The 22917-nt window shown below is 62.9% G+C and carries 15 protein-coding genes; 5 read left to right on the forward strand and 10 right to left on the reverse strand.

The window, feature by feature from the left end; translation table 11 throughout:
- The first annotated feature begins 17 nt into the window (after positions 1-17).
- Complete coding sequence (locus DQG19_RS05120) at positions 18-839, forward strand: ion transporter (RefSeq protein WP_116125108.1); 822 nt, start codon at positions 18-20, stop codon at positions 837-839.
- Here the strand turns inward: DQG19_RS05120 and DQG19_RS05125 are convergent.
- Genes DQG19_RS05125 through DQG19_RS05135 form a run of 3 tightly spaced genes read right to left on the reverse strand, consistent with a single transcriptional unit; the run spans position 836 to position 3577 of the window.
- Positions 836-1366, reverse strand: coding sequence for an ExbD/TolR family protein (locus DQG19_RS05125; RefSeq protein ID WP_116125109.1), 531 nt, complete (start codon positions 1364-1366; stop codon positions 836-838). The two genes, DQG19_RS05120 and DQG19_RS05125, sit on opposite strands and share 4 nt — an antisense overlap.
- Positions 1367-1423: 57 nt before the next feature.
- Positions 1424-2101 carry an SGNH/GDSL hydrolase family protein gene (locus DQG19_RS05130; RefSeq protein WP_116125110.1) on the reverse strand — a complete coding sequence of 226 codons (678 nt, stop codon included), beginning with the start codon at positions 2099-2101 and terminating at the stop codon, positions 1424-1426.
- A gap of 12 nt (positions 2102-2113) precedes the next feature.
- Positions 2114-3577 carry a lipopolysaccharide biosynthesis protein gene (locus DQG19_RS05135; protein WP_116125111.1) on the reverse strand — a complete coding sequence of 488 codons (1464 nt, stop codon included), beginning with the start codon at positions 3575-3577 and terminating at the stop codon, positions 2114-2116.
- Between the two features lie 74 nt (positions 3578-3651).
- On the opposite strand from DQG19_RS05135, the gene DQG19_RS05140 reads away from it, so the two are divergent.
- A complete protein-coding gene (locus DQG19_RS05140) occupies positions 3652-4221 on the forward strand; it encodes a DUF3109 family protein (protein WP_116125112.1) in 570 nt (189 codons plus the stop codon).
- Position 4222: 1 nt separating this feature from the next.
- Here DQG19_RS05140 and DQG19_RS05145 read toward each other — a convergent pair whose 3' ends face one another.
- Positions 4223-5917 (reverse strand): M1 family metallopeptidase, encoded by a 1695-nt coding sequence (locus DQG19_RS05145; RefSeq protein WP_116125113.1) that lies wholly within the window; start codon positions 5915-5917, stop codon positions 4223-4225.
- 192 nt (positions 5918-6109) lie between these two features.
- Between DQG19_RS05145 and DQG19_RS05150 the strand changes: the two genes are divergently transcribed.
- A complete protein-coding gene (locus tag DQG19_RS05150; RefSeq protein WP_116125114.1) occupies positions 6110-7618 on the forward strand; it encodes a S8 family peptidase in 1509 nt (502 codons plus the stop codon).
- A gap of 135 nt (positions 7619-7753) precedes the next feature.
- On the opposite strand, the gene DQG19_RS05155 is transcribed toward DQG19_RS05150, so the two are convergent.
- A complete protein-coding gene (locus tag DQG19_RS05155; protein WP_116125115.1) occupies positions 7754-8536 on the reverse strand; it encodes an alpha/beta fold hydrolase in 783 nt (260 codons plus the stop codon).
- A 156-nt stretch (positions 8537-8692) separates the two neighbouring features.
- On the opposite strand from DQG19_RS05155, the gene DQG19_RS05160 reads away from it, so the two are divergent.
- Together DQG19_RS05160 and DQG19_RS05165 are read left to right on the forward strand one after the other, a co-directional pair.
- Complete coding sequence (locus tag DQG19_RS05160) at positions 8693-9373, forward strand: hypothetical protein (RefSeq protein ID WP_198661653.1); 681 nt, start codon at positions 8693-8695, stop codon at positions 9371-9373.
- 52 nt (positions 9374-9425) lie between these two features.
- Positions 9426-9797, forward strand: a complete 372-nt coding sequence (locus DQG19_RS05165; RefSeq protein ID WP_116125116.1) for a hypothetical protein — start codon at positions 9426-9428, stop codon at positions 9795-9797.
- Between the two features lie 21 nt (positions 9798-9818).
- Here the strand turns inward: DQG19_RS05165 and DQG19_RS05170 are convergent, their stop codons facing one another.
- From DQG19_RS05170 to DQG19_RS05190, 5 genes are all read right to left on the reverse strand, one after another.
- Positions 9819-10985, reverse strand: coding sequence for a PQQ-dependent sugar dehydrogenase (locus DQG19_RS05170; RefSeq protein ID WP_116125117.1), 1167 nt, complete (start codon positions 10983-10985; stop codon positions 9819-9821).
- Between the two features lie 113 nt (positions 10986-11098).
- Positions 11099-13855: a M16 family metallopeptidase gene (locus DQG19_RS05175; RefSeq protein WP_116125118.1), complete on the reverse strand. Its 2757-nt coding sequence runs from the start codon at positions 13853-13855 to the stop codon at positions 11099-11101.
- Positions 13856-13976: 121 nt separating this feature from the next.
- Complete coding sequence (locus DQG19_RS05180) at positions 13977-18278, reverse strand: two-component regulator propeller domain-containing protein (protein ID WP_116125119.1); 4302 nt, start codon at positions 18276-18278, stop codon at positions 13977-13979.
- A gap of 1933 nt (positions 18279-20211) precedes the next feature.
- Positions 20212-20796, reverse strand: coding sequence for a hypothetical protein (locus DQG19_RS05185; protein WP_116125120.1), 585 nt, complete (start codon positions 20794-20796; stop codon positions 20212-20214).
- A 118-nt stretch (positions 20797-20914) separates the two neighbouring features.
- Positions 20915-22804, reverse strand: coding sequence for an amidophosphoribosyltransferase (locus DQG19_RS05190; protein ID WP_116125121.1), 1890 nt, complete (start codon positions 22802-22804; stop codon positions 20915-20917).
- Between the last annotated feature and the right edge of the window lie 113 nt (positions 22805-22917).

The raw sequence follows: 22917 nt of genomic DNA on the forward strand, positions 1-22917 counted from the left end.
ATAATCGCCCCGCGAATATGCGCGAAAACAGCCTGCGACACCGTATACACGAGATCATATTCGAGGCCGACACCCCGGCGGGAAAGTTCTTCGACATAGCCCTGTTGGTCCTCATCTGTATCTCTATCGTGGTGGTGATGCTGGAGAGTTCTTCCGATTTCAACCAACAGTACGGCTGGCTATTCTTCTATATCGAGTGGGTCCTTACCATCGTTTTCACGGTGGAGTACGTGCTGCGGCTGTGGGTGACGCTCAATCCCCTCAAGTACGCCCTGAGCTTCTACGGCGTCGTCGACATTCTGGCCATCCTCCCCTCCTACCTAGGGTTGCTGCTGGCCAACGCCCAGTACTTCCTCATCATCCGGATCCTGCGCCTGATGCGGGTCTTCCGGATCTTCAAGCTGGGGCAGTACCTCAGCGAAGGCGATCAGCTTGGGCGGGCCCTCGTCGCCAGCCGCAACAAGATCGCCGTATTCCTCTTCGCCGTGACCATCCTGGTCATCATCATCGGCTCCTTCATGTACCTGCTGGAGGGCGGCTCCAACGACGGTTTCTCCTCCATCCCGCGTGCTGTCTACTGGGCCATCGTCACCATCACCACGGTGGGCTACGGCGACATCACGCCGCAGACCCGCTTCGGGCAATTCATCTCGGCAATCGTGATGATCCTGGGCTACGCCATCATCGCCGTGCCGACGGGCATCGTGACCAACGAGATGATGAACTCCAAAAACAAGGAATCGGAACTGAGCACGCAGGTTTGCCGCTACTGCTCGCGCGAGGGGCACGCCGCCGACGCGGTCTACTGCAAGTACTGCGGCGGGCGGCTCAACCCCTAGCGGCCCCCTACCCCACGAACATCGTTCGGCTCGGCTTCGCTGATCGTCAGCGGTATGCGCTCCCGCACCTCCGCCCGCTCGCCGTCGCTAAGTTCGGCGTAGGCCTGGCCGAACCGACGCTCCGCCTCCCCATCCCACAGGTCGCGGTAGCCGGCCAGCAGGGCATCGTAGACGCCCACGTAGGCCCCGTACCCGGTACTGCGGTCGTGAATCAGGCTAACGGTAGCCTGCCGGGGTGTCCGCTCGGGCGATAGGATATACTCCCGCAGCAAGTCAGGTAGGGCACCGGGCGTCGCCCGCTCTCCCTCGACCATCAGCCGGCCGTCGGCATCGAGGATGACCGTCAGGACCTCCGAGGTGGGGGTGACGGGCGCCTCCGGATCCCAGCGGGGAAGCTTGACCAGCACGCCCCGGTCCTCCTGAATGGTGGTCGTAACGAGAAAGAAGATGAGCAGGAGGAAGGCGATGTCGGCCATGGAGCCGGCGTTCACGGCGGGGGATTCCCGGCGCGTCTTGGCGGTAAACATAGGTGTGGTTTTTGCTTACCCCTCAGATGCGGTTGGGGGGGTCGCCTGGCGGGTAGCCTAGTAACAGCTCCGCACCACCTGCCGCGCGAGGATCTCGTAGCCACGCTCGTTGAAGTGGATACCGTCGTCGCTCTGCTCCAGGATTTCGTCGCCGGGCCGTTCCTGCCAGTCGACCAGGCAGTAGCCCCGCAGCGTAGCCGTACGCCGCAGGGCTGCGCTGAGCTCTTCGGTACACGCCCGCGCGCCGCGGAACTCCGCGCTAACTACCGCGTCTTCCGCCACCGGGGGCGGGGTAAGCAAGACGATGCGGGGCATGTCCTGCCCACGCTCGGCGAAGAAGCGCTGCGTCCGGTTCAGCAGGGTATCCAAGTTGGCGGGGATCTCCCCGTGGCGGTCGCTGAATTTCTGCTTGCAGTCGTTGGTGCCCAGCCCGATGAGGATATCGTCGATGCCCCCCATCTCGGCGTAGCCGCGGCGCAGGTAGGAGGTGAGGTTTTCCAGGGTATTGCGCTCTACGTTGCCGTCGTCGGTAAAGCCGATGGTGTTGCCGCTGAGGGCGGTATTTACCAGGGGTCCGTTGCCCCGCAGCTGCTGCAGCTGGTACACCCAGCCGCGACCCGCCGCGCCGTTGCTGTCGCCGATCACCAATACGTTGCGCTTCTTGAAGGGCACGGAGCAGCCCGCAAGCAGCAGCATAGCCATCAGCAAACAGAGGAGGAAACCAGTATTTTTCATGCGTTGCCGGGTTTACGCCGCACCCGCGGCCCCGCCGCCAAAGGTACGAATCAGCCACTTCCGCTCGAGCAGGGCGAAGGCGGCCGTGAGCAAAATGAGCAGCGTCGCCCGCCAGAGGAGGTGGTCGGAGACGTTGCCGAGCAGGCAGGCGCCCGATGCCAGCCCGACGTAGAGCAGGATGCGCCCGAGGGGATAGTCGACGGGAAAGTGCCGCCGCGACACCAGGTACGCCAGGCCGCACATGACCAGGAAACAGGCCACCATGCCCACGGCCGGAGCCCAGATGCCGTAGGTCGCCGTGAAGAGCAGCGGCCCGCCCACCGCGAAGATGGACCCCACCAGGGCGATGACACCGCCGAGGAAGGTCTGGTCCGTGAGCTTGTACGCGATACTGAGGTTGCTGTACAGGCCGAAGAGGAAATTGGCGGCCAGGAGCAGCGGCAGCACCACCAGTCCGGGTCGCACGTCGGCCCCGATGAAGTACTGCAGCCACGGCAACCCGAGGAGGATGCCCGCACTGGCCAGCGTCCCCACCAGCCCGTAGGCCCGCATCGCATCGGCGTAGATGGTGCGGTCGGCCGTGGCCAGGTCGCTGCCCGACTGCCGGAAGAAGAAGGGCTCGGCCGCGTACTGGTAGGCGGTCACGAAGAGATTCAGGAAGACCGCCATGCTGAGCGCGGCCCTAAAGTAGCCCGCCTGGTCGGCGTCGTAGCCGATCAGTACCGTAGGCCCCACCAGCCCGTTGGCGATGCCGGCCACGGACACCACCGTCAGCGGCAGGGTGTAGGAAAAGAGCTTACCGAGGGCCGGACCGCCCAGCTCGGTTTTGCTTTCCTCGCCGGGGACGGGCCGCAGCAGGCCGTCCACGACCAGCATGACGTACCGCAGTCCGGCCGCGACGGCCAGCGCCAGGAGGTAATACCCCACCCCGAATCCCGGATTGAAGTAGTCCGGCAGGTACTCCGGCAGGTAGAACAGCAGTCCGTAGATCAGCAGGATATTCAGGACGACGTTGCTGAGGTTCACCGTCAGGAAGAACCACGCCCGCTGCTGCAGCCGGAGCCGCGCCAGAGGCACCGCGCTCAGAACATCGAAGGCGACGGTGATCAGCACGAGCCGAACGTAGGTGGTCGCGTAAACCGCGTTGAGCAGACCTGCGATCCGGTCACTGAACAGCAACAGCGGCACGATCACGACAAGGGTGAAGCCCAAGACCAGGCGCTGGCAGCGGCGGACCACGGCGGCGGGGTCGTAGTCTCCGCGGCTGGCAAAGCGGAAGACGGCCGTATCCATCCGAAACACGAGCAGCGCGATCAGGAAGGCCACCCAGAACATCAGGTTACCGACCTCCCCGTTCTCTCCCTCGTCGAGCACGCGGGTGATGAAGGGGGTGACCAGCACGAAATTGAGCATGCGCCCCATGACGCTGCTGAGGCCGTAGACCAGGGTTTCGCCGGATAGTTTCTTCAGGGACACGCCGCAAGGTAGGCAGCCGACGTGGCTGAGCCCCTACTTTTACCGACCTTTGCGCCCCCTACCCTATCCCGCGTATGTACATCATCGGATCCATCCTGGTCAGCGACGACGTCACCGACGAATCCTTCGCCTGCAACCTCAACGCCTGCAAGGGGGCCTGCTGCTGGGAAGGCGACTACGGTGCCCCCCTGGAGGAGGACGAGCTCGCGATCATGGACGAGATCTACCCCTCCGTGAGCCCCTACCTGACCGAGGCCGGCCGCGCCGCGATCGCGGAGCAGGGGCGTTACGTCCGCAACGGCAACGGCCACGATACCACCCTGGTCGACGGCGGCGCCTGCGCGTACATGACCCTCGACGGCACCGGTACCGCCCAGTGCGGCATCGAGCAGGCCTACAACGACGGCGCCATCGGCTGGAAGAAGCCGATCAGCTGCCACCTCTACCCCATCCGCGTCAAGAAGAATCCCCAGACCGGCTTCGAAGCCCTCAACTACGACGTATGGGACATCTGCTCCGCCGCCTGCACGCGGGGCGAGCGGGAAAAGATCCGCATCTACGAATTTGCGAAGCCGGCGCTTGTCCGGAAGTACGGCGAGGACTGGTACGACGAGCTCGCGGCCGCCGTCACCCGCGGCGAGTAACCTACTTCTGCTCGGTGACCACCCGCAGCCCCACCAGGAAGCGCTGGTTGTCGATGCGCACGTCCTCAGGTTCGAGGCCGGTCCCCAGCGGTTGCCAGTCGGCGGTGGTCAGCAGGCGCACGTATTCATCCTGGAGGTAAATGCCCACGGGCATGGCCAGCCCGGCCACGTCAGCCTGCAGGCGGTACTGCAGCTGATCGCCGTTGCGGCGCAGCTCCAGCACCGGTGGCTCGGGGTGCTTCAGGTACTGGTCGAAGAAGGGCTGCAGGTCGCGGCCGGCGTAGTGGCTGAAGTAGTCGATCACCTGCTGGGTACTGACCGTGCTGCGGGCGTGGTCCTGGTAAAAGCTGCGCAGCATACCGAAGAACAGCGGATCGTCGTAGAGCACGTTCCGCAGGGTGTGCAGCATCCAGGCCCCCTTGTAGTAGTGGTCGGAGGAGGCGAAGTCGGTGAAGTTCACGTCCAGCGGGCCGAGCATCGGCTCCTCGTTGGTGATGTAGCGCAGCTGGCTGGTGAGGTAGCGCAGGGCCGACTCGATGCCGTAGTGGTATTCCACGTACAGGGCCTCCATATAGGTGGTGAAGGATTCGTGGATCCACATCTCCGCGTGGTCGGCTACGCTGATCGAGTTGCCGAAGTACTCGTGGCCCGCCTCGTGGACGATGATGTAGTCCCAGTCCATGTCGCTGGGGATCAGTCCGCCCAGGTAGCCGCGCATGTAGCGATTGCCGTAGGCGATCCCACTCTGGTGCTCCATGCCCAGGTAGGGCACCTCGATGAGGGCGAAGCCGTCTTCCCAGAAGGGGTACTTGCCGAAGTAGTGCTCGTAGGCCTGCAGCATGGGGTGCACCTGCTTGAACTGCTTGCGCGCCTTAGGCACGTTGTAGTCCAGCACGTAGTAATCGAGGGCCAGCTCCTCCCCGTCGAAGGCCCGGTAGGTATCCGAGAAGTGCTCGTAGTGGCCGATGGCGATCGAGACGTCGTAGTTGTTGATCGGGTAGCTCACAAACCAGTCGTAGCGCATCTTTCGCTCGTCCTCCAGTTCCGTTTCCGCGCGCAGGTTGCCGTTGCTGGCCGCGAAGAGCCGCTGGGGTACCGTGACGCTGATGAGCATACTGTCGGGCTCGTCTCCGAGGTGATCCTTGTTAGGCCACCAGAGGCTGGCACCGTCGCCTTCGCAGGCCACGGCCGCCCAGTAGCGGTTTTTCTGGTCGAGTTCCCAGACGAAGCCGCCGTCCCAGGGGGCGTTCTTCGCCTCGGTGGGCGTGCCGCCGTAGCGGATCGTCATGCGGTGGCGGCTGCCGAGCGACGGGGATTCGGGCAGGGTCACAAAGACGGCGTTGGCCTCCCGCGTGAAGTTGAGGGCCCGGCCCTCCTGCTCGATCCCGTCGATCTGCAGGTTATCGTAGAGGTCTACCTGCAGCACGGGTAGTGGTCCCAGCACGGTATACTCCATGTCCACGTGCCCCTCGATGGTGTGCTCCACCACGTCCACGTCGAGGTGCAGCTCGTAGTAGGTGACGTCGTAGTTGGAGCGGGCGGGGCGCAGGCTGCCCCGCAGGCTGTCGGCGTGGGAAAATACCCGGTTGCCGAAGTAGTCGGGTACGTCCGTTCCGGGCAGGCCGGAGGTCGTTTGCGCCGTGGCGCAGGTGCAGAGCAATACGGTAAGGAGCAGGGTAAGTTGGGTACGCGCCATACGCAAAGAACGTCCCTTTGGCCGGATGATTGAAGTCCGTAGGGCGGTTTAATCTTTCATTAAGCCCGGTGAAAGGGAAGCTTTTATCGGTTCAGGTCAGAAATTCTGGGCGTGAAGCGGTAATTTCCGGGGTTTACGTTACGCTGGAGACCCGTTGGCAATCAACCGTCTTGCAGCCCTAATCCATCGATCATGCTACGAATCTTACCCTGCCTTTTCCTGTTACTGGCGGTCACCGCCTGTGCCCCCGAGCGCCTCAGCCCGGACGATACCTCCGCCCCGCCCCTGACGCACGCCGCGCTGGACGAGCTGGTGGCGAATCACCTGCGTACCACCGACCGGGTATTCGACTGGAATGCCGCGCCCGACGCGGTCGTCTGGTCGGCTCTCTCCCTCAGCGACCACCAGGCCGTACTTGGCTACCGGCCCGCCGGCGTCACCGACGTACGCGCCCGCATCCACGAAATCGATGTGGCCGAACCGGCCTGGCGGGTGACGCGCGACCGGTTGGTCAGCGACCTCATCGCGGCCACCGAGCGGGCTACGGGTACCGCCCCCACCGAGGAGGAGCTCTTCGTCGCCCCGGAAGACGGCGTCCTGCCGGTGCTCGAAGTACGCATCCTGCATCCCGAGGTACTGGCGGCCTTCCGCAACCGGCCCGATGTCCGCTACCTCGAACCCAGCAACTACACCGCCGGGGAAGTACAATTCCGCTCCGACTCCGGCTGCAGCGAGGCGCCCGCCGCCGACGTCGACGCCGAGGACTACCGGACGGTAAGCCCCGGTGCCAAGGTGGCCTGGAACTACGACCCCATGGGCATCCCCGCCGCCTGGGCCCGCAGCCGTGGTGAAGACATCGGCATCTGCATCATCGATTCGGGTACCTATCCCGAGCAGGACCGGCTCAACGGCGGGTTTGGCAGCGGTCGGGAGCTGACGCGTGCCGGCACTTACCAGCCCAGCTGGTGGAGCAGCCGCACCGACGGCCCCGACGACCAGTGCGGCCACGGCACCCAGATGGCCGGCCTGGCCACCGCTCCCCGGACAGGTACGGGCAGCTCCGTAGGGGTAGCCTACCGCAGCGACCTGCTGGCCATCCGCGCCACCTCGGACGTGATCATCAACGCCAGCAAGGAGAAGCGCGGCGTGAAGTATGCACTCGTACTCGCCGGCAACGACGCGGGTACTCACGTCGTCAGTATGTCGATCGGCGACGTGTTCAGCAGCGGTACCGTCGAGGACGGGATCCACTACGCCCGCAACCGTGGCAAGCTCATCTTCTGTGCCGCGGGCACCAGCCTCACCTGGACCAGTTGGTATGGTGTCATCTTCCCCGCCAACCTCCCCGAAACGGTCGCCGTAACGGGCATCCAGACCGGTACGCCCTACCTCCGCTGCAACACCTGTCACGACGGCAGCGAAGTAGACCTGGTGGCCGTCATGCAGCGCCGCGAAGACAACGGCCGGTCCACCATTACCCTCAGCCGCAGCGGTGCTACCCCCGGTTACGTCGGCGGCTCCAGTGCGGCCACGGCAACCATGGCCGGTATCGCGGCGCTGGTCTGGGCTACGGACCCCACGCAGAGCAGCAGCCAGGTATACGAGCGGCTGAAGCGGTCGGCCAGCCTCTATCCTTCCCGGGACGGCAATTTTGGTTGGGGTATCGTGAATGCCGATCTGGCAACACGAAACGCACTGTAATGAACCGGAGGGCGGCTGCACCGGAACAGCGTGGGACGCGGACACCCGCGGACCTTGTACGCACGGTAGACGATGCAGCCGCCAATCCGCCAATCAATCCGAGAAGCCCTCCGCGTACTCCGCGGCGAATAATACCTACGCCGGGGAAGGCTGTCCTACCGTAACCCGCTCCAGAAAGTTCCCCATGATGTGGTTGAACTCCTCGGGCTGCTCCATCATCGGGGCGTGGGCGCACTCGTCGATGAAGTGAAGTTCGGAATCGGCGATGAGTTCGTGGAACTGTTCGCCGACGAAGGGGGGCGTAATGGTATCCTGCTTGCCCCACACGAGGAGGGTGGGCGCGGTGACCTTGTCGAGCTTGTGCGCCAGGTTGTGGCGTACGGCCGACTTGGCCGTCATCACGATGCGGATGCCCTTGTTGCGGTCGTTGACGGTATTGTATACCTCGTCGACGAGTTCCTGGCTCGAGGTGGCCGGGTCGTAAAAGGTGCTTTCCACCTTCTTCTTGATGAACTCGTAGTTATTACGCGGCGGGAAGCTGTTGCCCATGGCGCTCTCGAAGAGCCCGCTGCTGCCCGTCAGAATAACGGAGGCGATACGGTCCGGGTGGTCGATCGCGTAGAGGATGCCGACGTGCCCCCCGAGGCTGTTGCCCATCAGATGTACGGCGGGGTACCCCTTATGCACGATGAAGTCGGCGAGGTGGTCCACCAGGCCGGCCAGCGAAACCTTGCGCAGGGGCAGGCCGAAGATGGGAAGGGTGGGTACTACTACGTTGAAGCGGGAACGAAACTCCTCGATCTGGGCCCCGAAGTTGCTCAGCCCCCCGAACAGGCCGTGCAACAACAGAAGGGGTTCGCCGGAACCACCCGTTTCCAGGTAGTCGAACTTGCCCTCATTCTTCATCTTCAAATCCATGGAGGGGAAATTACAATTTTGACCTCACTCAAAAGAGACAAATTCTGAACGGTTGGCCGCCGGGCATAGTTTGTTCAAGTAAATAAACCTGCCATCACTACCGTCACCCTGCTTCATTATCCAGGCCTGGCCTCCCGTTTCTGGGCCCTTTCGCAGATGCAACTTGCCCAGGGGCGCCTGGCGGAGGTACCGGGCCTGACCTTCAGCCGGCTCATGGGCAGCGGCGGGGGTACCGGCTTCAGTCTCCTGCCCAATTTAGGCGTTTATGCCCTCGTAGCCCACTGGCGGGGGGCGGCCGACGCCGACCGGTTCTTCGCCGCCGACCCCTGGTACGCGGAGGCGATCGCACGTACCGACCGGCGCATCACCTTCCGCCTGGAAGCCACGATGGCTCACGGTGCCTGGGGCGGCGGCAACCCCTTCTCCCCCCGCCCCGAAGCCTACGACCCCGGAGCCCCTGTGGCCGTCATTACCCGCGCTACGATAAGGCCCCGGAAGTTGCCCGATTTCTGGCGCTACGTGCCCGCCACCAGCCGCTCGGTACAGGAGCGGGAAGAACGCTTGTTGAGCATCGGCATCGGGGAGTATCCCGTCTTCATGCAGGCTACGTTCAGCGTGTGGTCCAGCGGACGGGCCATGACCGACTTCGCCTACCGGGGAGATCACCACCGGGAAGTGGTCAGGCTTACGCGCGAGCGCAACTGGTACAAGGAGGAGCTTTTCGCCCGCTTTCGTCTCCTGCGTAGCGAGGGCAGCTGGCCCGATTTTGCCGCTCCGGAGGTGGCTACGGCGGGCCGCGCAGACGCATTCACAAACGTTAAAGATGTAACGCCGTAAAATTTATTCGGTACCTTATTGACGAAGTAAACGCCCCGAGGGTCCCCCGCCCATGCCACAATACTCCTGGAACATCACCGGCCACCAAGGCACCAGCTACACGCTCGGGCTATTTCACGGCGACAAGACCCAGCACGTGGTGCTGCACTGTAACGATAAGGTAGTACAGATCGACTTCGGGGTACGCGAATCCAAGACCTACTCCGTCTTTCTCGATCACGAGCTCTGCGAAGTCAGCATCGACCATACGGGCGGCAACCACTACGATTACAGCTGCCGCATCAACCACGAGGCACAGACCCCCCTCAACAAGCTGCGACAATCGCACCGCGAAAGTCAGACCCGGCTGGAGAAGACCCGTATGGTCGTCGCCGGCTGCGTAGTGCTGCTCGTATTCTTTTTCCTACTCGGCGGAGCCTTTTAGCGGCCCCGGCGCCATCAGGTGCTACACGGGCACTACCCGTACGATACCGGTACCCTCCACGCTTGCGTAGATGTACCCGTCGGGGCCCATGCGTACGTCGCGGACGCGGCCGAGGTTAGGGATCAGCTCCATTTCACCGACCACCTTCTTTCCGTCGAGGTTGACCAGCTTCAGGTAGCTGAACTTGAGGCTTCCGACCAGCATATCCCCGTTCCAGCCGGGGTACCGGTCGCCGGTCACGAAGGCCATACCGCTCGGCGCGATGCTGGGCACCCAGTAGTGCAGCGGTTGCTCCATGCCCGGGCGGGCCACCTCCTCGGTGATCTGGCTGCCGCTGTAGTTGATGCCGTAGGTGATCACGGGCCACCCGTAGTTTTTACCGCGCTCGATCACGTTTACCTCGTCGCCACCGCGGGGGCCGTGCTCGTTCTCCCAGATCTCGTTGGTGTTCGGGTTGACGGCCATACCCTGCGGATTGCGGTGACCGTAGGACCAGATGGCCGTCCGGGCTTCCGGATTGCCCACGAAGGGATTATCGGCGGGGATGGTACCGTCGGCGGCGATACGGTACACCTTACCCCCGTCGCGCGTAGTGTCCTGGGGGTTTTCCTCCCGGTTGCCCCGCTCCCCGATGGTGAAGTACAGCATACCGTCGTCCGGGCCCCAGACCATCCGGCTGCCGTAGTGCTGCCCCTTCTCGGTGGCCGGACCGCCATCGTAGAGGGAAGTAAAGTTCTCCAGCCGGCTGCCGTCCTCACTGAGGGTACCGCGGCCGACGGAGGTGTAGCCCTTCTCGCCGCCGTCTTCGGGCCGGCTCCAGCTGAGGTACACGTAGCGGTTATCGTCAAAGTCCTGATCCAGCAGTACGTCGAGCAGGCCACCCTGTCCGGCATCGCGGACTTCCGGCACTCCGGACACCTCCGTGGAGGCGTCGCCGTCAATAAGCAGCAGCCGCCCATCTTTCACGGTGGCCAGCATCCGGCCGTCGGGCAGCCAGGTAAATCCCCAGATGATATCCTCGAAGCTGAAAGCCGTTTCTGGCTCGACCCCGGCAGCGGTGAGCATCATGGCGGATTCGGCGGCGGCACCGCGATCGGGTGCGGTAGTAGTGTTTTCTTCGGTACTGGCGGCGGCGGGCTCGCAAGCAATGAGGACGACAGGCAGGAACAGGTAAAGGAGGTTGCGCATGGATGGGAGTTAACTAGAAAACGGGATCGCAGGTGCGCACTGCACCCGCGATCCCGCCTAAAGTAACGTCACCTCCCCCAATTGGGTTATGGAGAGTGCGGCAGTTGATGGGTCTACGGCCGTTTTACCGATTCCGTCTTGGCGAAATCGCCGGCGCGGAGGATGACCATCTTGTCTACGTCGATGTACTTTTTGAGCGCGGCGTTGACCTGCTCGGGGGTAAGTGACATCATCTGCTTCTCGAGCTTCTTGTCCCACTGCATGGTGCGGTCCAGGTAAGCATTGTTACCCAGGTCGCCGGCCATGCTGCGGTCCTGGGAGCGGCTCACGGCCTGCCCCTGTACCCAACCGCTCTTGGCGGCCGCCAGCTCCTCGGCGGTGAAGCCCTCGGTACGGGCCTTGTCGATCTCCTCGCGGAACGCTTTCTCCAGGGCCTCGCGGTTCTCGGGATTGTAGATGGCGTAGGACATGAAGCTTGCGCGCTCGTCCAGGGCGCTGGCCCCGAACTGGCTGCCGACCCCGTAGCTGAGGCCGTCCTGTTGCCGGATGCGGGTGGCCAGGCGGCTGTTAAGGAAGCCGCCCCCCAGCATGTAGTTACCCAGTACGAGGGCGGGATAGTCGGGGTGGTCCTGGCTGACGGGCAGCGTCTGTACGGCCACGAACCAGGCGTTCGCCTTGTCGGGCGTTTCGATCTTGACGGCCTCGGCCTTTACGGGCTCGTAGGTCCGGGCGATACGCTCGAAGGGAACGGGGCTGGTCCAGTCGCCGAAGTTGCGTTCAAGGGCTTCCGTAACGGCGTCCGCGTCCATATCCCCACTGGCGGAAAAGATGATATTCGCCCCGCCATATACGTCGTCGTAGTAGGCCTTCACGTCGGCTACGGTCAGGGCCTTGAGGGCCTCTACCTGCTCGTCGAAGGTGCGTACGTAAAAGGGGTGATCCTTCGGGTAGTCATTCGTCCGGCGCTGCATTTCGGTAAAGACGATGGCCTGGGGGTCGCTGCGGCTCTCTTCGATAGCGGCCAGTCCTTCCTTCTTCATCTTTGCAAACTCCTCCTCCGGGAAGGTGGGGTGGCGCATGATCTCACCCAGGAGATCGATCACGGCGGGGAGCTTTTCGTTCTCCGCCTCGATGTAGGCGATGGACATAGATTCGTCACCGGACAGGTTGACGCGGGCCTTCAGCTCGTCCAGCTTGTCCTGGATCTCCTGGCGGGAATATTTTTCGGTACCCATCATGAGCATCCGGCCGATGTAGCCGGCGGCAAAGGAGCGGCCGGTAGCGGCTTCCAGGTTGCCCAGGTTGAAGCGCAGTTGGGCGTTCACGCTGTTGCCCCGGGTCTCCTTGGGGAGGAGCATGTACTCGATATTGCCTGCCTCGCCGAGGGTGCCGGTGACTGTGCGGCTGTCGATGTTATCGTAGGAGGGGTCGAATTCCTCCCCCTCGGCAATGGCTTCGCGGCCCTCATAGCCCTCGGTGAAGGCGGTCAGGTCGTTCACCTCCGGGATGGTCGCCCGGTCGGGGGCCTGTACGGGGTAGAAGCGGCCTACCGTCCGGTTCTGGGGCTTGAAGTACTGGGTGGCGACCCGAACGACGTCGTCGAGCGTCACCTGCTCCACGCGGTCGCGGTAGATGTAGCCGAGGCGCCAGTCGCCCTGCGCGATATAGCCGCTCATCTGCAGGCCTACGCGGTTGGCATCGCGCTGTCCCAGTTCGAAGTTCTTGAGGATGCCGTCCTTGGCCCGCTTGACCTGCTCCTCGGTCGGAGGGTTCATGGCGAGGCTATCGAGGGTATTCTTCAGTTTGGTTTCCACCTCGCCCAGGTCGTTTTCCTTGAGCACGTTAGCGTTAAAGAAGGCGAATCCCGGCTCGGCGAGCGCGGGGGCAAAGCCCCACAGCATGCTGGCGTTGCCGTTCTCCACGAGAGCCTTGTACAGAATTCCGTTCGGCTCGTCGGTCAGCGTATTCATCAATACGGCTATGGCCGCGTAATCGGGGTGCGGACCGGCCGGGATGTGATAGGCGGCCTGTACCACCTGTACGTCGCCTACCCGCTTCAGTTCCACGAACCGCTCACCGTCCTGGACGGGCTCGCGGGTGTAGGTGGGATACAGGGTACGCTCGGGCCGTGGGATGCTGCCGAACTTCTCCTGCACCAGGTCGAGTACGCGGTCGGGATCGAATTTACCGGCCACCACCAGTACGGCGTTGTCGGGCTGGTAGTACTTGCGGTAGAAACCCTGGAGCCGCTCGATGGGCACGTTCTCCAGGTCGGCCTTGGAGCCGATGGTCGACTTACCGTAATTGTGCCAGAGGTAGGCGCTGCTCAGGACGCGCTCCATCAGCACGCCGCCGGGGTCGTTCTCGCCGCTTTCGAATTCGTTGCGGACGACGGTCATCTCGCTCTCCAAATCCTCCTTGGCGATAAAGGAATTGACCATACGATCCGCCTCCAGGTCGAGGGCCCACTCCAGGTTTTCGTCCGTGGCGGAAAAGGTCTCGAAGTAGTTCGTGCGGTCGTACCAGGTGGTACCGTTGGGGCGCGCACCGTGCTCGGTGAGTTCCTGCGGGATATCGGGGTGGTCGGGCGTGCCCTTGAAGACGAGGTGCTCCAGCAAGTGAGCCATGCCGGTTTCGCCGTAGGCCTCGTGGCGGCTGCCCACCTTGTAGGTGATGTTTACGGTGGCGGTCGGTACCGACTGGTCGGGGAACAGCAGCACGCTCAGGCCGTTGTCTAGGCGGTACTCGGTGACACCTTCCACGGTGGTAATTTTTTCGGGGGGGGCGGCGTCCTGTGCCTGCACTACCCCGCTGACGGGGAAGAGGCAACAAATGCAGGCCGCAAGAGAAAAGGTCCGGTTATAGCGCATATGAAGGGTTGATTAAGGGTTAGTCCAAAGGACTACATAATGTACGGAAGGATGCACGCTACTAGACCAGTGGCGGGGATTACTCTACGAAGACGTCGGATACGGGACGCAATCCGCCGCCCTAGGCCTGCGGCAGGGGATTGCGGGCGGCCTCGCCACGCGCATAAGCGCTGGGCGATACCCCGAAGAACTTTTTGAACAGCCGGCTGAAGTACTTCGGATCGCTGAACCCACAGGCGTAGGCGGCCTCGGACACCGGCACGCCGGCCTCCCGCAATTGCTGGGCGGCCCGCTTAAGCTTGTACACGTTGACGAAATCGCTGACCGACAGCCCCGTCAGCGACTTGATCTTCTTGTACAGCAGGCTCCGGCTCACGCAGAGCCCGGCGGCCAGCTGGTCGTGGCTGAAGGTGGCGTCGGTGTACTCGCTCCCGAGAATGGTGTACACCTTCTCCAAAAATTCCTCGTCGACCGGCCCGAGGTCATCCGCTGCGGGTGCGGGGGCCGGATCGGCAAGGAAGCGGCGGCGCAGCCGCTCGCGGGAAGCGATCAGCGACTCGATACGCGCCAGTAGGATACGCAGGTCGAAGGGCTTGGGCAGGTAGTCGTCCGCCCCCACGGCCAGTCCCTGCAGCTGATTCTCCACGAGCGCGCGGGCGGTGAGGAGCACGATCGGCACGTGGGAGGTTTCCAGATCACTGCGAAGGCGACGGCACAGTTCCAGACCGTCCATGTGGGGCATCATGATGTCGCTCACCAGCAGGTCCGGCGCATGCTCGCGGGCCAGGGCATAGCCTTCGCGGCCGTCGCTGGCCTGCAACACGCGGTAGCGGGGGCGGAGACTGCGTACCAGCAGTTCGCGCAGTTCGCGGTTGTCCTCCACGACCAGCACGAGCGGCTGGTCGCCCCGCTCCGGCGCGGGGGCGGGGCTATCGGTGGGTCCCTGGGCAGCTAGCAATTCCTCGCGCAGGGCGGCTACCGGCACGGTCAGGCGGCCCGGGCGGACGGTATCCGTCTCCACCACCGCATCCGGAGGAAAGGCGGACCGGGAACAGGGGAGGCTGACGGTAAAGGCCGAGCCACGCCCCGGCGCGCTCGTTGCGGAGACCGTGCCGCCTAGCAGCTCGGCGAGCTCGCGCGTCAGGGACAGGCCGATACCGGACCCCGGCAGGGTGGCATTCTCGGTGGTGGGCGACTGGTAAAAGTGCTCGAATATCTTACCCAGGTGGTCGGGTTCCATTCCCGCGCCGGTATCCACCACCCGGAAAACCGCGAGGCAGGACCGATCCACCGTTTCCTGCCGGTACGACAGGCGAATGGATCCCCCCTCCCCGGTATACTTGAAAGCGTTGGCCAGCAGATTGTACAGGATGTGTTCCACCTTGCCGGTATCCAGCCATGGGTGGGTTTCCCGGTCCGGCAGGCGAAGACGGAAGTCGATCCCCCGGTGTTCGGCCAGGTCCGTGAAGGAGGCGAACAGGTCGCGCAGGTAGGCGTTGACGTCCGTTCGGGCCGCCCGGACGCGGGTCTTCCCCTCCTCCAGCTGCCGGAAGGTCATCAGCTGATTGATCAGGTGCAGCAGCCGCTGGGCATTTCGGTTGATGACGGTGAGCGTGTGGCGGTCGTCGGCCGAGCCGGTAAAGTCGCGGAGGAGGCTGGCCACCGGATCGATGATCAGGGTGAGCGGCGTACGGAACTCGTGGGAAATATTGGTGAAGAACCGTAGCCGCAGTTCGTTAACCGCCCGTACCCGCTCGTTGAGGTCGATGAGCTGGTCGCGCTGTACGGCCAGCTCGCGCGCCTGCTGCTCGATCCGGCTCTGCCGCTCGCCAAGTTCCTGGTTGGTAGACCGCAGGTGCTCTTTCTGTCGTTCGATCTCGAGGGTCCGCTGCCGGACCTGTAGTTCCAGCCGCTGCGTTTGCCGGCGCAGGTAACGGATCCGCCACCGCACGTACCCGATGACGAGCAGCACCAGCAGGGCCACGGCGAGCAGGCGAAACGGCAGGGTCTTCCAGAAGGGCGGGTATACGATCACCCGTAGAGCGGTGGGCGTATCCTGCCACTGTCCGTCGCCGTGGGCGGCCCGCACCCGGAAGGTGTACGTTCCGCCCGACAGGTTGGTATAGCTGGCAAAGCGGCGATCCGAGGAAACCGTCACCCACTCCTGGTCAACGCCCTCCAGCCGGTAGGCAAAACGGGCCTGTTCCGGGAGGAAATAATCGAGGGAGGAAAAGCCGATCGAGAAGGCGTTATCCAGGTAGGAAAGGTGTACTTCCGTAGCTTCGGAGATCGCCCGGTCGAGCGTCACCCGCCCGTGCCGCACCTCTCCCGGCACAACGCCCTCGTTGAGTACTTCGAGCCGGGTGAGGATCGCGCGCGGCTGGTAGGGATAGGGGCGCAGCTGCTCGGGATGGAAATAGTTGAGGCCCGCCACCGTACCGAAATACAGGCGGCCATCATCGTCCCGGTGGCTCGCCGACCAGTAGAACTGATTGCTCAGCAGGCCATCGCCCACGAAGTAGTTCCTAAAGCTTTTGTGGCGGGGATCAAAGGCTGCCAGCCCATGATCGGTCCCCAGCCAGAGGCGGCCGTTGCTGTCTTCCTCGATGCTGTAGACCACGTTGTTGCAGAGCCCGTCGCCCTTGTCGAAGCGGTGGAATTGTCTGTCCGTTTCACCGTTCTCCTGGGTGTAGGCGATGCCGTGGCCGTACGTCCCCAGCCAGATACGGCCGTCGCGGGCCTGCCGCAGGGCCAGGACGTAGTCGCCGGGCAGGCTCAATGAATCGGAGGGATCGGCCCGGTAGTGCTCCAGTTCCGCGGCCTCGATCCGGGCGTCGCCGGGACCGATGGCGGTGGCGGGAAAGCGATACAGTCCCCTGCGCGTGCCTACCCAGTACCGGCCGCCGCGGTCGCGGAGGAGGCAGCCCACTTCCGACAGGATTTGCTCGCCGTCGGGGTCGGTGATAGGTGTGGTGGTACCGCTCGTTGGGTCGAACAGGTAGAGACCGCTGAGGGCGCCGACCAGCAGGAAACCCCGCGGGTCTTCCCAAAGGGAAGAAATGAATCCCGGGGCACTGGGCTCGGAAACAAACCGACTGCCGTCAGCGGCGTCCACCATGCGGTTCAGCCCGTTGCCCCAGGTGCCGATCCACAGCGTTTCGGACCGGTCGCGCAACAGGGAGGTCACGAAGTCGCCACTCAGGCTGTTGGGATCGGCGGGATCGTGGCGGTAATAGCTAACCACCCTGCTGTCCGGGTGATAGCGGTTGAGCCCGCCCCCTGCGGTACCCAGCCATAGGGTATTGCCTTCCGCCAGGATGGAGTTTACCGTAGGCGCGTTCAGTCCGGCCGCGGCCGGCGGGGCGGTGACGCCTACCGTACCGAAGCGGTGCTGGTGCAGGTTGTAGCGGTTTACCCCACCCTTCTCGGTGCCCACCCAGACGTTGCCGACGTCGTCGGCCAGCAGGGAATTGACGAAGGTGTTATTCAGCTGCGGCGTAGCGCCGGTGCGGTGGGTCACTCGTCCGAAGCTTTCGCTGCCGGGTTGGTAGGTTGCCAATCCTCCCAACGTACCCAGTAAAAGGCGGCCGTTTCCGTCGCGGGTCATGGCGGTCACCGAGTTGTGTACCAGACTACCGGGATCCGCGGGGTCATGCACAAATAGGCGTTCGGCTCCGTCGGCGGTCACCTTGCGCAGCAGCCCGTGCATGGTACCTATCCAGAGGGTGTCTGTCGTGGCGTGGAGGGAAAGCACTTCGGACGTAGGCAGGCGGTCGAGCTCACTGACCTCCGCGCGGCGGGGTTCGTTGCCGGTGCGACCGATCGTCCACAGCCCGTCGTCGGTCCCGATCCAGGCGCGCCCGTCCGATACCGGCTCAATAGCATTCACCGAGCCGCTGCCCAGGGCGTATACAGTGGGCGCGCCGCCCCCGGGCGGCACCACGAAGAGCTGACCGTCCCGCGTTCCGATGCGCATGGCGCCGGTGGCATCACCCACCACGACGGAGATGTCGCCCACCTGGAGGGCCGCGGGCAGGTCGGCGGTACTTACGAAGCGCTCGCGCCCGAGGTCGTAGAGCGCGATGCCGGCGACCGTACCGATCCACAGGGTCCCCTGCGGGTCTTCGGCGAGTGTGCGAACGAAGTTGTGCGGCAGCCCCGGTCCCTCGGACGGCTGGGCGGTGAAGGTGCGCAGCTCATAGCCGTCGTAGCGACACAGCCCGTTCCAGGTAGCGAACCACATAAAGCCACGGCTGTCGCGGTAGATGGCGTCTACGGTATTCTGGGGCAGGCCGTCGTCGGTGGTGAGGTACTCGAAGTGGTACGGGAAGTTCTGCCCCGCCGCCGAAGCGGAGAGCACTAAAAGCAGCAGCAGCCCCAGCAGACGGGGGGCGCTCACCAGCACGTGATTACGGTTCAGCATGATACGACGACTGTAAGAAACGAAGTAGTGGACAATGTATGACCGTGGGGTGGGGATTTCGGCGGCGTCCGTCTGCCCGGCACCTATTGGGTACGGGATGGATCGTTGGCTTTAGGGGGGGAAAGTTTCACACAGATCGCCTGCGGCTTACACAGAGGCGCTACGTTTCAGTACAGATGGCCACAGATCCCTGCAGTACTGATGCGGAGGCGCGCACGACTGAAAGTGGGACTGTAGAGATGAGCATGGCCTGCGGACTGTCCGCGGCATCCGTAGGACAGGTTTCACACAGATCGCCTGCGGCTAACACGGAGGCGCTACGCTTCAGCACAGATTTTCGCAGATTCCCGCAGGAATGATGCGGAGGCCCGCAAGACTGACGCGAGATTACACGGATAGGCCTGACCTGCGGTCTGTCCGCGGCACCGGCGCGCATTGCTCCGGAGGAATCAACACCCACCTAGCTACCAAAACACGCTAAGTTGTCCAAAGAGTCAGACGGGTTAGGAAGACCGCCCTTGCGAACGCCCGGGGGCCGGGCCCCTAACCGGCGTGAAAAAACCTACACTGTATGAGCCGGTGAAGGTGCCGAGTTATCGAGATGGCATTATTTGGGTACGCAGTTGATCGAAGTGGGTGTGGCTGGTGCGAGTTTGTAGGTTTTAGCCGGTTCGGGGTTTGGACACCGAGCAGGCGGGCGCACAGGCTTGATCTTTTGGTTCTTTTCCATCAAGGGAAAAGAACGGGGGGCTGGCAGTAGAACCAGTTTTACCACAGATCGCCTGCGACGACACGGAGGCGCTGCGCTTCAGCACAGACTTTCACAGATTCCCGCAGGGCTGATGCGGAGGCGCGCAGGACTGATGCAATAGCGCGTACTACTGACGCGAGATTACACGGATTAGGCCCAACCTGCGGTCTGTCCGCGGCACCGGCGCGCATTGCTCTGGAGGAATCAACACCCACCTAGCTACCAAAACACGCTAAGTTGTCCAAAGAGTCAGACGGGTTAGGAAGACCGCCCTTGCGAACGCCCGGGGGCCGGACCCCGAACCGGCGTAAAGAAACCTACACTGTATGAGCGGGTGAAGGTGCCGAGTTATCGAGATGGCATTATTTGGGTACGCAGTTGATCGAAGTGGGTGTGGCTGGTGCGAGTTTGTAGGTTTTAGCCGGTTCGGGGTTTGGACACCGAGCAGGCGGGTGCACAGGCTTGATCTTTTGGTTCTTTTCCATCAAGGGAAAAGAACGGAGGGTGGCAGTAGAACCTGTTTTACCACAGATCGCCTGCGGCGACACGGAGGCGCTGCGCTTCAGCACAGACTTTCACAGATTCCCGCAGGGCTGATGCGGAGGCGCGCAGGACTGATGCAATAGCGCGTACTACTGATGCGGGATTACACGGATAGGCCTGACCTGCGGTCTGTCCGCGGCACCGGCGCGCATTGCTCCGGAGGAATCAACACCCACCTAGCTACCAAAACACGCCAAGTTGACCAAAGAGTCAGACGGGTTAGGGAGACCGCCCTTGCGAACGCCCGGGGGCCGGGCCCCTAACCGGCGTGAAAAAACCTACACTGTATGAGCCGGTGAAGGTGCCGAGTTATCGAGATGGCATTATTTGGGTACGCAGTTGATCGAAGTGGGTGTGGCTGGTGCGAGTTTGTAGGTTTTAGCCGGTTAGGGGTTTGGACACCGAGCAGGCGGGCGCACAGGCTTGATCTTTTGGTTCTTTTCCATCAAGGGAAAAGAACGGGGGGCTGGCAGTAGAACCAGTTTTACCACAGATCGCCTGCGACGACACGGAGGCGCTGCGCTTCAGCACAGATGGCCGCAGATTCCCGCAGGATTGATGCGGGATTACACGGATTAGGTCAGACCTGCGGTCGCGCCGCGGTGCCACTACCCTCCCCTACTTGCGCCCGACTTTCCGTTACCCAGCGGTAGAAAAAGGCGCATCCGGCGGGGCGGCGGTCTTCTTCACCTGGGGCGTACGGGGAATATCCTTCCACCGGCGACCCAGGGCGAGCTCCTCCTCCGGGATGCGGTGGGCGGCGAGGGAGGCCAGCAGGTTGCGCAAACGGAACACCGACACGATCGCGATGCCCAGTCCGAACAGGACGGCCGCCTTGACAAAGATGCCATTCAGGACGGTGGTAGGATCCTCCAGTGCCGCCAGCGTATGATCGAAGAGGTAAAGCGCGAGCCCCAGCCCCATGCCCACCGCGGGCCACCGGAATGTGAGGCCGGCAAAGCCCCCATATAGCACGGCCATAATAATGCCGCCCCAGAGGGCTTCATCGCTACTATCGACGTCTCCCGAACCAAAATAGCCGAGGCCGAGCCCGTAGAGCAGACTCATTCCCATCAGAAAGTACAGTACGTAGCGTCCGTAGCGGACTTTCTTGCTCTGTTCGTTCGCCTCCAGTTTGAGGTCGTTGATGCGGACGATTTCCTTAGGATCGGTAATCTCCCGGGCGGGCCGAACGAAACCGCCATCCAGGGTATGATTGGACATGCGTGGGGTGTATACGGGTGAGTGGCATCTCCCGCATAAGCGGGACACACGGATTGAACGTCACCTAATGTAACGTATTGCCGCGATAACACGTCCGCTTATTGCCCACTGGGGCAGGTCAGTAGGCCCGGTCGAGGCTCCCTTCCATGTAATTGACGAAGGCCTTGTTCACCACCCGGAAACCGCCCGGTGTAGGGTAGTTGCCACTGAAGTACCAGTCGCCATTGTTGTTCGGGCAGGACTCGCGCAGGTCGGCGATCGTCTGGTAGATCACGTCGACGCGGGGCTTGGTACCTTTGGGGGTCATGATCTGGGCGATCTTGCGACTGACGTCTGCGTACTTAAACTGGTCGTAGAGTTCCTTGACGACGTTCTTCTGCTTGTTGTCCGGCTTCTTCAGCTCGGCGACGGCCTTTTTGTAGACCTGCTTCAGGAGCTTCTTCTTGCCCTTCTCCTCCAGCAGGGCCTCCATGGCTTTGAAGGCGACGAACTCGCCCATCTTCGACATGTCAATGCCGTAGCAGTCGGGGTAGCGGATCTGCGGCGCGCTGCTGACGATGATGATGCGCTTGGGCTTCAGGCGGCTCACGATCTTGATAATGGAATCGCGCATGGTGGTACCGCGCACGATGCTGTCGTCGAGCAGCACTAGGGTGTCCACGTTGTCGCGTACGATACCGTAGGTGACGTCGTAGACGTGGCTGACCATATCGTCGCGGCTGCTGGTATCGGCGATGAAGGTGCGGGTTTTCCCATCCTTGACGACGATCTTCTCGTTGCGGACCTGGGTTTTGAGGACCTTGCCGAAGCCGTTCTTCCCCTCCTTGCTCCGCTTCTTCATCTCCTTCTTGCGCCAGTGGCGAAGCTCGTCTTCCAGTCCTTCGATCATGCCCTGGAAGGCGGTCTCGGCGGTATTGGGGACGTAGCTGAAGACGGTGTTATCAAAGTCGTACTTGACCGCTTCGGCCACGGGGCCGGCCAGGCGGCGGCCGAGCTCCTTGCGCTCGAGGTAGATGTCGCGGTCGTTGCCGCGGCTGAAGTAGATGCGCTCGAAGGAGCAGGCGGCGCGGGGCATCTCCTTCGTGAAGCGCTCCATGCTGGTTTTGCCGCTCTTCTTGATGATGAGGGCGTGGCCCGGCTCCACCTCCTTGATCGCACCGATGGGGATGTTGAACACCGTCTGCAGGGCGGGCCGCTCGGAGGCTACGGCCACGAATTCATCGTCCTCGAACCAGAACGCGGGGCGGATGCCCGCGGGGTCGCGCATCACGAAGGCGTCGCCGTGCCCGATCATGCCGCCCATGACGTATCCGCCGTCGAATTTCTTACTGGCGCGCTTCAGCAGCCGCTGTACGTCCAGTTCCTCGGCGATGATGTCGTTGATCTCGATGTTGGTGTGGCCGTCGGGTTTGTGCCAGGTGTGGATCCGCTGCACCTCGTCGTCGAGGAAGTGGCCGATCTTCTCGAGCACGGTCACGGTATCCGACTTCTCCTTCGGATACTGCCCCAGCTCCACCAGTTCCTGGAAGAGCTCATTGACGTTGGTCAGGTTGAAGTTGCCGGCCACGATGAGGCAGCGCGTCTTCCAGTTGCTCTGCCGCAGGAAGGGGTGGCAGGTCTCGATGGCGTTGGTGGAGTGGGTACCGTAGCGGAGGTGGCCCATCATCACCTCGCCAGTGTAGGGTAGGTTTTCCTTAAGCCACTGCCCGTCGGCGAGTTGCTTGGGGGTTAGGGTATCGAAGCGGCGGTAAACGCCCGCCCAGAGGTCGTCGAGGTAATTGGAGGCGTTACTGCGTTTGCGGCTGATAAACTTCTTGCCCGGCGGGTGGTCGAGCTTGATGGTGGCCATGCCCGCGCCGTCCTGCCCGCGGTTGCGCATCTTGCGCATGAGCAGTTGCAGGCATTTGAGGCCGTGCAGGGGGGTACCGTACTTTTTATTGTAGTAATCCAGTGGCTTCTTGAGCCGGATCATCGCTAGTCCGCACTCGTGGTGGATGGCTTCACTCATATCAGGGCACCCGTTTTTGGGGACGGCGCAAAGGTACAACGCGCGAGGCGGGGCCGCAGGTGCATGGGTGCGTAACTTGGTAACGGGCGGGTGGGCTGACCCCGGGTTGAGGA

The organism is Lewinella sp. IMCC34183 (genome assembly GCF_003390915.1).
GTDB lineage: Bacteria > Bacteroidota > Bacteroidia > Chitinophagales > Saprospiraceae > Neolewinella.

Bases quoted from the DNA above. Each gene is read 5' to 3' on its own strand.
- DQG19_RS05120 (WP_116125108.1), top strand. From the start codon at position 18: ATGCGCGAAAACAGCCTGCGACACCGTATACACGAGATCATATTCGAG.
- DQG19_RS05125 (WP_116125109.1), bottom strand. From the start codon at position 1,366: ATGTTTACCGCCAAGACGCGCCGGGAATCCCCCGCCGTGAACGCCGGC.
- DQG19_RS05130 (WP_116125110.1), bottom strand. From the start codon at position 2,101: ATGAAAAATACTGGTTTCCTCCTCTGTTTGCTGATGGCTATGCTGCTG.
- DQG19_RS05140 (WP_116125112.1), top strand. From the start codon at position 3,652: ATGTACATCATCGGATCCATCCTGGTCAGCGACGACGTCACCGACGAA.
- DQG19_RS05145 (WP_116125113.1), bottom strand. From the start codon at position 5,917: ATGGCGCGTACCCAACTTACCCTGCTCCTTACCGTATTGCTCTGCACC.
- DQG19_RS05150 (WP_116125114.1), top strand. From the start codon at position 6,110: ATGCTACGAATCTTACCCTGCCTTTTCCTGTTACTGGCGGTCACCGCC.
- DQG19_RS05155 (WP_116125115.1), bottom strand. From the start codon at position 8,536: ATGGATTTGAAGATGAAGAATGAGGGCAAGTTCGACTACCTGGAAACG.
- DQG19_RS05160 (WP_198661653.1), top strand. From the start codon at position 8,693: ATGCAACTTGCCCAGGGGCGCCTGGCGGAGGTACCGGGCCTGACCTTC.
- DQG19_RS05165 (WP_116125116.1), top strand. From the start codon at position 9,426: ATGCCACAATACTCCTGGAACATCACCGGCCACCAAGGCACCAGCTAC.
- DQG19_RS05170 (WP_116125117.1), bottom strand. From the start codon at position 10,985: ATGCGCAACCTCCTTTACCTGTTCCTGCCTGTCGTCCTCATTGCTTGC.
- DQG19_RS05175 (WP_116125118.1), bottom strand. From the start codon at position 13,855: ATGCGCTATAACCGGACCTTTTCTCTTGCGGCCTGCATTTGTTGCCTC.
- DQG19_RS05180 (WP_116125119.1), bottom strand. From the start codon at position 18,278: ATGCTGAACCGTAATCACGTGCTGGTGAGCGCCCCCCGTCTGCTGGGG.
- DQG19_RS05185 (WP_116125120.1), bottom strand. From the start codon at position 20,796: ATGTCCAATCATACCCTGGATGGCGGTTTCGTTCGGCCCGCCCGGGAG.
- DQG19_RS05190 (WP_116125121.1), bottom strand. From the start codon at position 22,804: ATGAGTGAAGCCATCCACCACGAGTGCGGACTAGCGATGATCCGGCTC.